A 9951-nucleotide genomic window follows, 5' to 3' on the forward strand; every position below is an offset into this window, starting at 1 on the left:
GGTTGTAGATTTTACCTGATAAGCTAATTATTCCCTTTACCTAAGCAAAACTCACAAGTATCTCTTGGTATGGTCTACGAACTCAAAAATATCAATAGAATCTGACCACAGTTGGGAAGTATTAAATATATATTCAGGATCTCGCTGAATGGCTGCATCTGCTACCTCAAACTTAGCATCCGCAGGGCGAAAGGCAATTTGAATCTGAACTTCCTTAAAATCCTTGGTTAGCACTTTATGCCCTTTGAATACAGTATATAAGCAAGTCAATCGTTGTTGCCCATCTACGATCAGTAGACGAGGGGTTTTAACCTGTTTGGAGGTAGTGCCTATATGTCGAGTATTGGTGAGATGGTCAGTTGCCCACAACAACAAGTAACCTACTGGAAAGCCTTGATACATTGAGTCAAACAAATCTCGTACTTTCGCAGCTTCCCAAACAAACAGACGCTGAATATCAGGTAAGCCAATCTCACCAAGTTCAATATCATGGATGAGACTTGTAAGCGAATAGGTGATTTGTTTGAAAAGAATTTTGGCCATTGTAGATGCAAGTTAATGTTCAGCTTGCATCCGTATAAATATTTCTACCAAAATAGAGAAATCTATATACTAGCAACTTGAGTAAAGTTTCGGATTTATATATAAATTTTATACATTGATTTTTACTACAAATAATCTAATGGGAAAGCCATTGATGTTTAGAGCCGTGTGGTTAGGATTTTTGGAGTAAATTAGCTTTGCATCATCATCAAAATAAAATGTGCGAATTTCTGATGCTTGAGGTAATCAATTTACCGCATGGTGGAATTAAACATTTACCTTCCACGGGCAATGGAAATTAAAATTCTACTTTTTTGGCTATTTTTAATATCGTTTTTTCTACGCCTAGCTTTTCTACTAACACAGGCACACAAAAAAAACTCAAAGTTGCTACCAAACTACTAGAAAAAAATTAGTATGCAGGTCAGAACGCAAACAGCAATATTACTTCAGTATTCCCAAAACAGGGAAATGGCAAAAGCTTTTGACTCTGGTTCAAGGTGACGTAGCTACTGCCAAACGATTAATTGAATTTGAGTAATGGCGCAATCCTACCCGCAGCATTGACTGGTGTGTGGAAAAAGTACTGTGGCAATTAAAACGCGATCGCTGTTTCTAAGTTAGTCAAGTAGTCAAGCGAGTAACTAGTTTTATCCACATATATCAGTTATTTGAGTGAGGTTATGTATAATTTAACACTTAGTGTTTTTCGTTAATAATTACTTCATGAAGACTTTACTTTTCATACTGAGCAATAATAAAGCCACTTCTACCGTACTTGACCGAATACGGTTTACCTCGTATTCATTAGACAAATTTTTTACCAATCTAGTTATAGGAATTTCCAGGTTGCATTAATGAGTTATATAGAATATCAAAAAAAGTTTAATAAAGCACTTGACGATGAAATTAGAGCATTACGAAAAAGTGGTGGACAAAAAACCTTTTTGAGTGACGGTTCCTTTTTAGGTAAACGTGGTGGTCAATATATATATTCCCTTACCACAGATACTGAACTGCGTTTCCCTGATGATACTCCAGTAGATTTAGAGTATAAGAGCAAAAGATATAGTGGAATTTTAGTTTCTGTTGAAGGCTTTGATATTATTTTGGCATTACAGCAAAATTTAGGAGATTCAATTCCTACAGCTATCCTCTATACCTCTCCCTGGTTTTTATTGGAAGAACTTAAAAAGCGATTGCTAGAAAGTTCTAATCTAAAGGGAGCTAATAGAAACCTAGCAGAAATATTACTAGGGGATAAAAGTGAAACCAACTCTTCAACAAGCAATAGCCAAAAACTGTTAAATCAAATTGAGCAACGACTACAAAAACCAATAGGTTGCAATGAATATCAGAAATCTGCTGTTGACAAGGTACTTAATCGCCAAGTTAGTTTTATTTGGGGGCCACCAGGAACAGGAAAAACTAAAACTCTGGGAATCACCGTAGCCGCATTGGTTCAAGCTGGTGAGTCAGTTTTAGTGGTAGCTCATAGCAACACTGCTGTTGATACAGCTATGAAAAGTGTAGCGGAGTATTTGCAAGGTGCGCCTATTTATGAAAATGGGCTAGTGTTACGCTATGGAGTTGCCACCCCTGGCAGTCTAAATGAGTTTCCGCAGTTACACGTTAGAGGAGTAGCACGTTGGCAGAATCCAAACTTAATAGAGCAAATTGAACGGTTAGAAAAACAACGCAAAGATTTAGTCAAGCGATCGCGTCAGGAAAAGCTAACCCAACTGCAACGCCAGAGTATTCAAAATGACATTGCCACTGTCAAACAAGCATTGCAGCCTCTAAAAGAACAGTTGAAGCAGAAAGAAGCTGAACTGATCAAACAAGCAACAGTGGTTGGCTGCACTTTATCAAAGGCAGCGATCGCCAAAGAAATCTACCAACGCCGTTTTGATGCCATAGTAGTGGATGAGGCGAGTATGGCTTATATTCCCCACTGTGCTTATGTCAGCACCCTGGCCAATCGTCGTATTGCTATTTTTGGTGACTTTCGCCAGTTAGGGCCTATTTCACAAGCAGAGACAGAGGCAACGGAGCAATGGCTACAACGAGATATCTTTGATGAAGCTGGTATTACTCAAAAGGTAAATAATGGTCAAATTGACTCACGCATGGTGCTATTAAAAACACAGTACCGCATGAATCCAGCTATTTCTAAAATACCAAATCAGCTTTTTTACAATGGTCAACTGCAAGATGGCTCTGGTGTAGAGCAAAGGACAATGCCGATTGTCCAGAGTCAGCCACATCCTGGGTCAGCCCTAATCTTGTATGACTTGAGCCAACTTTCAGCTTTTTGTTTTAAAGAACAGCAGTCTCACAGCCGTTTTAATATCATCTCAGCTTTAGTAGCAGTCAATCTAGCTTACCAAAGTACCCAGACTAATGATTTCAGCGTCGGTATCATTGCTCCTTACAATGCTCAAGCACGTTTAATCCAACGTTTGCTGCAAGATTTGCACCTTACTGACAAGTCTGTAAAAGTAGCTACAGTTCATCGCTTTCAAGGGGCAGAACAGAATCTGATTATTTTTGATGCTGTTGAAGGTTCACCACAAGCTAAGGCAGGAAAATTGGTTACAGGGGGAACGCAAAGTACAGCTATGCGACTTGCCAATGTTGCTGTTAGTAGAGCGCAAGGTAAATTTATTGGTTTATTTAATTATCAATATATTCAGAAAACCCTTAACTCTTTTAATATTTTTCGTAAATTTGTTGACCGTATATATGCTCAAGCTAAGACCCAATCACTCACATGGGCTTTACAACCACTCAGCGATTTACCAGGAGTAACTTATTTTTCTAAAAGCCAAGATGCTTTAAAAAAAATAAAGTTGGACTTACTTGCAACTAAGGAAGAAATCGCCATAGATTGGTCAAGCTCAACTAGCAATAATCAGTTTCCTTTGGACACATTGAAGCAGTGTAATTCTCGTAGTGTCCGATTTTTTATCACGGGTCAAAGCCGCAATTCTATTGCTACTGGGCTACAAAATACTCGTCTCTGGGATAATAAGGCTAATACGAGTATAGGTTTAGTTGGTATTGACCGTAAGTGTTTGTGGATATACTTAAATCCCAATTCACCATTAACACCAGTTATTCGGATAGATTTACCACAAACAACAAAATTATTGTATAGCTTTTTACATTTAGTACCTGAACAAGATCCAGGCTCCATAACAACTAAAATCAGTCAAGGCGAAAATCCATTTGGTCAATGCCCTGATTGCGGACAACCTCGCTGGTATAGCCGTACTGAATATGGCTCTTATATTACTTGTTCTAAAGATACCAAACATTCTCGTAGGAAAATGAATGAAAAAGATACAACCCTTTTGATGAGATTAATGAACATTAACTGTTCGGTATGTAAGCAACAAGCAAGTGCTTACAAAAGCTATAAAGGTATTTATATAGGCTGCTCACAACGAAATTGTAGCTGGTCAACATCACTAGAATCATTAATTTAGGTCTACGGTTGCCTGAGTTTTATGACAACTATTCAAAGAACTTTTGTAGTTTGTGACTTAAATCAGTGCCAAAATATCATAATTGTGTATAGAATTAATCAATTGAAACAAGTAAGTGTATTTTTAAAAACACTAAGTTGTTGACGGTTGGTATTGACTGTCAACCCTCAACTAGTAACGGTCAATATATTTCTATGCTTCCGTCAGTATTTAAAACCTGCATTCCTAGAGAAGAAATTTTAGAGGGGGAACTCTCTTCTGACTTATTTGCCGCTAAGTTACGGCTAGTTGTCGAAGGAATTGCGCCCCAAGTCTACCAAGATCCCACAGCCTTTTTCGCTAATACTTTTGCCACCGATGGTTTAAAAACCCTAATCTCGGAAGTGTTCGGGCGGTTGGTAGGTGCTGCTGTCGGCTCCCCCATTATTCGACTGGAAACCAGCTTTGGTGGTGGTAAAACCCATGATGAAATTGCTTTGTGGCACATTGCCAAAAATGGGCGGGACATTTCTGGACTAGACCGTTTTGTTGACCTAAGTTTAATTCCAGATCGACCCATTCAAGCAGCTGCGATCGCTTGCCAAGACCTCGATCCAGTTAACGGTGTTTACCATGCGGATACTGGCGTTACCACTTATACCCTTTGGGGAGAAATTGCTTATCAAATTAATGGTGTAGCAGGTTATAGCCTGCTTAAAGGTTCTGACGAACAGCGAGTCAGTCCAGGCACAGTGGTTTTAGAAAGGATAATCCAAGGGCAACCCACAGTCATTATCATCGATGAAATTGCCTCATACCTGAGAAAAGCCAAGGCTACTCTAGTTGGTAACAGCAACTTAGCCGGACAGGTAGTTGCGTTTTTATTCGCTCTCATGGATTTAGCAGCATCTTGTAATAATTTAGTATTTGTTTACACGCTGGCTTCTTCCACTGACAGTTTTGGCGAAGAAACCACCGAAATCCGGGAAACCATTTCCGCTAGCGCTAGGCAAGAGCGGATCATTAAACCCAGCACTGATATTGAAATTTACAATATAGTTAAACAGAGGATGTTCAGCAGCATTGAAGCTAACGCTGCCAATAATGCTTCAAAAGAATATTTACAAACTTATAAAGCTAGTCGGATTAATTTACCAGATGGTTGCAAAGATTCACGCTACGCTGAAAGTATCGAGCAGAGTTATCCCTTCCACCCGGAATTATTTAATCTGCTGACTAAAAAGATTGCCTCCATCCCAAACTTCCAACGCACCAGAGGCGCTTTGCGGTTATTTGCTAGAGTTATACGTTATCTGTGGGACGATACTAGTGCATGGATACCGCTAATTCATTCTCACCATATTCCTGTTGGTATTGAAGAAGAAATCACCAGTGATTTAACTGCCCGTTTGGAACGTCCTTTGATGCGAATTACGATCCAAGCAGACATTTACAACAAAGATGGTAGAGAAGCACACGCTCAGTTACAAGATGCAGAATGGAAAGCTGCTGGTAAACCTCCTTTTTCAACCTGGGTAGCCCGGACTATTTTTTTGCATTCCATCACTCAAGGTATATCTGCGGGTATTCGTCGCGCCGAATTAAATTTATCTTTGTTGACACCAGGGCTAGAAATTGGTTTTGTTGATACTGCCTTAGAAAGGTTGAGTGAAGTTGCTTGGTACTTGGAAAATGATCCAATGACAACTCTGGCTCGTTTCAAGGAAGAACCATCAATCAATAAAATTATTGCCGAAGAAAAAGCTCAAGTTGGAATTACCGAGGCGAAGGATGATTTACGAAGTCGCCGCGATGCCATTTTTGCTAATAGACTACTGACGTTAGTTATTGCACCGGAATCACCAGCAGATGTGGATGACGTGTCCGATAGTATTGCCCTGTGTTTAATTGACTTTAACGAGGCGACTATTTCTGTAACTACCGAAGGGCCACCGCCAATGGTGGAGAAAATTTTTAATGAAACAGGTGAGTCGGGTAAATTCCGTACTTTTAGAAATCGTTTGTTATTTTTAGTCGCAAATAAGCAAGAATTAGACCGAGCAATTGACAATGCTAGAGAGTTTCGGGCTATTCAAAATATTTTAAATTCTCCCAATCGCTTGCAAGATTTATCAGAAAATCAGCAGAAACAACTCAAAGATAAAAAAGGTTCTCTTGATTTAGGGGTAAGAGTATCTTTAACAAATGCCTACCGCCATTTATTTTACCCTGCTAATGACCCAGTAAAAGCTCCTAAAGGCTTAATGCACTATACCCTTCCCGCGCAAGATTCTAGCGATGTTAAGGGTAAAAATAATCAACAAGATGTCATTCTAAAAGCACTGAAAGATTGTCAAAAAATTCGTGCTGATGATGCACCATCCTACGCCCCTGCTTATATTTTGCAGAAGGTATGGCTGTCTGGGTTAAACCATTGGACAACTAAAGCATTAAAAGAAGCTTTCGCCAAAGACTTGAGTTTAAATATATTCGTCGATGCCGAAATCTCAAAGCTCCGAGATACCATCCGCCAAGGGTTGCAGACTGGTAACTGGGATATGAAAGTAGGAGAAAAGCTGTTTATTAAAACCGATGACGGTAAAATTACCCTACCCGAATCCATAGAGTTTTCTGAACGGATGGAACTCTACCGCCGGGGAATTCTGGAACCACCAAAACCGCGAGAAATTGAACTAAATGCTCAAGTCTTGTCCAGTACAGAATCGGTAAAACCTGTGCGGATACGGTGGAAAGCATCGGGGGCTTTGACGATTAAGCTGTATCAAGATGGGAATTTGGTTACAGGGGAGTTTCGCCCTAGTGATGAACATGAGACAGCGATCGCTAAAACCACAACCTTCAAAATTGTAGCTGAATACGGCAATGGCGAAGTAGAGGAAAGGGAAACCCAAGCGAAGATATTGGTTTATGGTACTGGAACACCCAGTACACCAAGCGCAGGCGAAGATGGGAACGGTTCGTGGGATGATTCACCTCTATTTAAAGCCAAACCGGAAGAATTTGATTTGGAGGGAACACTCGATAGGGTGTTTAATGAATTAGGCGATCGCATCCAAGATAATCAAGTTCAGGGTATCCAGTCGTTGGAAATCTCCGTTGGGCAAGTAATGGACTACCGCAAGTTGATGACGGCTTTCCCTATGTTGATCAAGCTACCCTTGCAAATCGACCAAACAGCAACTATTACTGTTAATGAACAGTTTATCAGGTTAGAGTATCAAGGGCCAGTTAAAGGATTTCAGAGTTTTCAGGGGGCTGTTAACACTTTGCTAAGTAGCCCGGATGTAAAAGCTGACGTGTCGCTGAAGCTAGTATTTGAATTTTCATCTCCAGTGCAACCAAACGGCGCAGAAATCAGTAATATCAAACAAGCCCTGAATCGTAATCCGGTTGACAGGCTGAATTTGACGGCGAAAGTAACGTACTAAGATGCAAGAGTTTCAATTGCGAGTGGTTCCTACAGATAACAATAACTTTGCCCTGGAGTTGTATCAATGTGCTTATAAGAAAGCCGGTGAAAAAAAGCGTCCTTCTGCCAAGCGTATTGGGCGTTTAAAGGGCAATGCTTTAATTCAGGTGAAACAGGCAATTTATGATTCTTTGAAGGCGAATAATTATGACCCCAAAACCCTAAGTCACAATCGCCAAACTCCTTATGTTTTGAATGAGGAATCAGGAATAAATCTGGCATTATTGTTTCAGACTTTGCAACCGCTTTCTAAAATAGAACGCATTGCGAATATTGCCCAAGGGATTAGAGCCATGAGTTATGAGGAATCACACTACTGGTTTGCCAAGATTAGCAATGGTAAACGTAATCAGGCTTTGAAAGCGATTCGGGTATTATTGGGGGATTGATGACTGTTGAATAATGATTCTTGACTAACGACACTAATACATTATCAATAGTTACACATTATTCGTAATTTAGAAAATATTATGGAATCTGGATACATCTATATTTTTAGTAACCCTTCTTATAAAGACAATTTGTTTAAGATTGGTTATACAACAAAAGATCCTAAAGCTAGAGCGAAAAAATTATATACGACAGGTGTGCTTGCGCCATTTACTATTCTCTATGCTGAAGATGTTGATAATCCATTAGAAATTGAACAAAAAATACATAAAAAACTAGCTGATTTCCGTTTTTTCAAGGAGAGGGAGGGTTTTTTAATACCTATTCAAGAAGCAATTTCAAAAATTCAAGAAGTTACTCAAAGAGCAATTTACGAAAAAGGTACAAATATCTTAGATACAAACATGGCTTTTCGGTGGCTATGTCAACCGGATGATTTTATTTTCCTTGTGCGTTATACTACTTTTGCTGATGAACTCAACATTAATCCCATAGTTGATTTTTGGTCTTGTAAAGCAGGTGATCAGGTATTAATAACCAACATCCCTGGTGAAGATAAAATTTACCTGGATGAAGATGATTATATTACACTTCCTTTAAAAAAATCTAAAAATGATCATGACATCAATCCTATAAACGGTATTATTCATGAACTTTGTGAGATACATCCAGGTGATAGAATTGTATGGTTAGCAAAATCAAAAGAAAACGCCAATGTAAATGAAGAATATTATGTTCATACAATTTTAAATTGTCGGACTTCTGCTACATTATCTGGTTTCTCTAATGCAAATAAAATTGTTTATATTGATGGAATTCCATTAGATTTTGGCTGTGACCTCTCATTAACAGAAATACCTGATAGTTTAAGTAAAATTTTTCAAAAATGTTTGATTAAAATAAAAAGTGAATGGAAAAATGATATATTTAATTCGCCAATAGACGAAGTAGGAAAACTTTTAAATGAGTTATTAAGAATGTCTAATGAGTGTTCCCAAGGAATTGATAGTTCAAATAGAAAAGTTTATTCAGGAGTAAATAAAAAACGAGTAAAACAGATAGGAGAAAGACTAAATCAAATAGGGGGACTTCATTTAATGATTCTAGTCACTAGACAAATCCCTGAATATGACCGAAGACCATTAGAGTTTGCTTGGTCAGGAATTGGTGAATGGATGGATTAAATAAGCTATTCTGAAACAGAATATTGTAGAGTAAACGTAAATTGTCAGTCAAAAAATAATTATATTCTCAATCTTTCTCTTTAATGCCAGCATTTCCGGTGGCTATTTTTTATCTAAACAAGGTGCTTTCCTTACAATATATAAATTAATACCAGAATATTTACACACACATGACTGACTCAACCCCCAAACGCCCTGCTGTATTTATTGAAAAAATGATGCCTGTGCAGGTATTAAACGAGCAAGTAAATTTTGAACATGGGGGGAATCCATTTAAAGGATTACATCGCTGGTATTCGCGTAAGCCATTGTCTTTTAGTCGTGCCAGTGTGTTGGCTTCTTTATTACCAGCAGATATCACAATGCAAGAATTTGAATATTTGCTGGGGTTAGTACCGGGGAAGGAGGTAAAGCTATATAAAACACCACCAAATTCTGTGCAAATTAAGAAAGTGCAGGATTATTGTGAGAAGGTTTGGGGAACTCGCACACCCACTGTATTAGATGCGTTTGCAGGTGGTGGAAGTATACCTTTTGAAGCGGCGAGATATGGGTTAAATGTGCTGGCTTCTGATTTAAATCCTGTGGCGGTGGTGACTATGAAGGCGGCGATGGAATATCCGCTAAAGTTTGGCCCAGATTTGCAGCAGGATATTGATAAATGGGTGAAGTGGGTAGGCGATGAGGCGGAGAAAAGGTTGGCTGAATTTTTCCCTTCTTTACCTGGGGAAACTGTGCAGAATTATTTATGGGCGCATACGGTTGTTTGTCCAAGTTGTGAGTCTGTTGTTCCGTTGATATCATGTCCGGTAAATCACTTACGATTAAGCTCCGATGTTAATCCACCAATGAAAACTAGTTAACCCTTGAATTA

6 protein-coding genes are annotated in these 9951 nt (G+C 38.8%); 5 read left to right on the forward strand and 1 reads right to left on the reverse strand.

The genetic code is table 11. From position 1 onward, the window contains the following. Positions 1–51 precede the first annotated feature (51 nt). Complete coding sequence (locus RMZ95_RS18610; RefSeq protein ID WP_409883134.1) at positions 52–543, reverse strand: DUF262 domain-containing protein; 492 nt, start codon at positions 541–543, stop codon at positions 52–54. Positions 544–1400: 857 nt separating this feature from the next. On the opposite strand from RMZ95_RS18610, the gene RMZ95_RS18615 reads away from it, so the two are divergent. From RMZ95_RS18615 to RMZ95_RS18635, 5 genes are all read left to right on the forward strand, one after another. Next, positions 1401–4034 (forward strand): AAA domain-containing protein, encoded by a 2634-nt coding sequence (locus RMZ95_RS18615; protein WP_409883137.1) that lies wholly within the window; start codon positions 1401–1403, stop codon positions 4032–4034. Between the two features lie 194 nt (positions 4035–4228). Beyond that, positions 4229–7462, forward strand: a complete 3234-nt coding sequence (locus tag RMZ95_RS18620) for an ATP-binding protein (RefSeq protein WP_409883139.1) — start codon at positions 4229–4231, stop codon at positions 7460–7462. A gap of 1 nt (position 7463) precedes the next feature. Further along, positions 7464–7892 carry a hypothetical protein gene (locus tag RMZ95_RS18625; protein WP_015130210.1) on the forward strand — a complete coding sequence of 143 codons (429 nt, stop codon included), beginning with the start codon at positions 7464–7466 and terminating at the stop codon, positions 7890–7892. 81 nt (positions 7893–7973) lie between these two features. Next, positions 7974–9077, forward strand: coding sequence for a GIY-YIG nuclease family protein (locus RMZ95_RS18630; RefSeq protein WP_409883142.1), 1104 nt, complete (start codon positions 7974–7976; stop codon positions 9075–9077). Positions 9078–9247: 170 nt separating this feature from the next. Then, positions 9248–9940 carry a DUF1156 domain-containing protein gene (locus RMZ95_RS18635; RefSeq protein ID WP_409883145.1) on the forward strand — a complete coding sequence of 231 codons (693 nt, stop codon included), beginning with the start codon at positions 9248–9250 and terminating at the stop codon, positions 9938–9940. Positions 9941–9951: the final 11 nt, after the last annotated feature.

The sequence above is a fragment of the Nostoc sp. DedQUE07 genome (genome assembly GCF_034530975.2).
Classification (GTDB): Bacteria; Cyanobacteriota; Cyanobacteriia; order Cyanobacteriales; family Nostocaceae; genus Nostoc.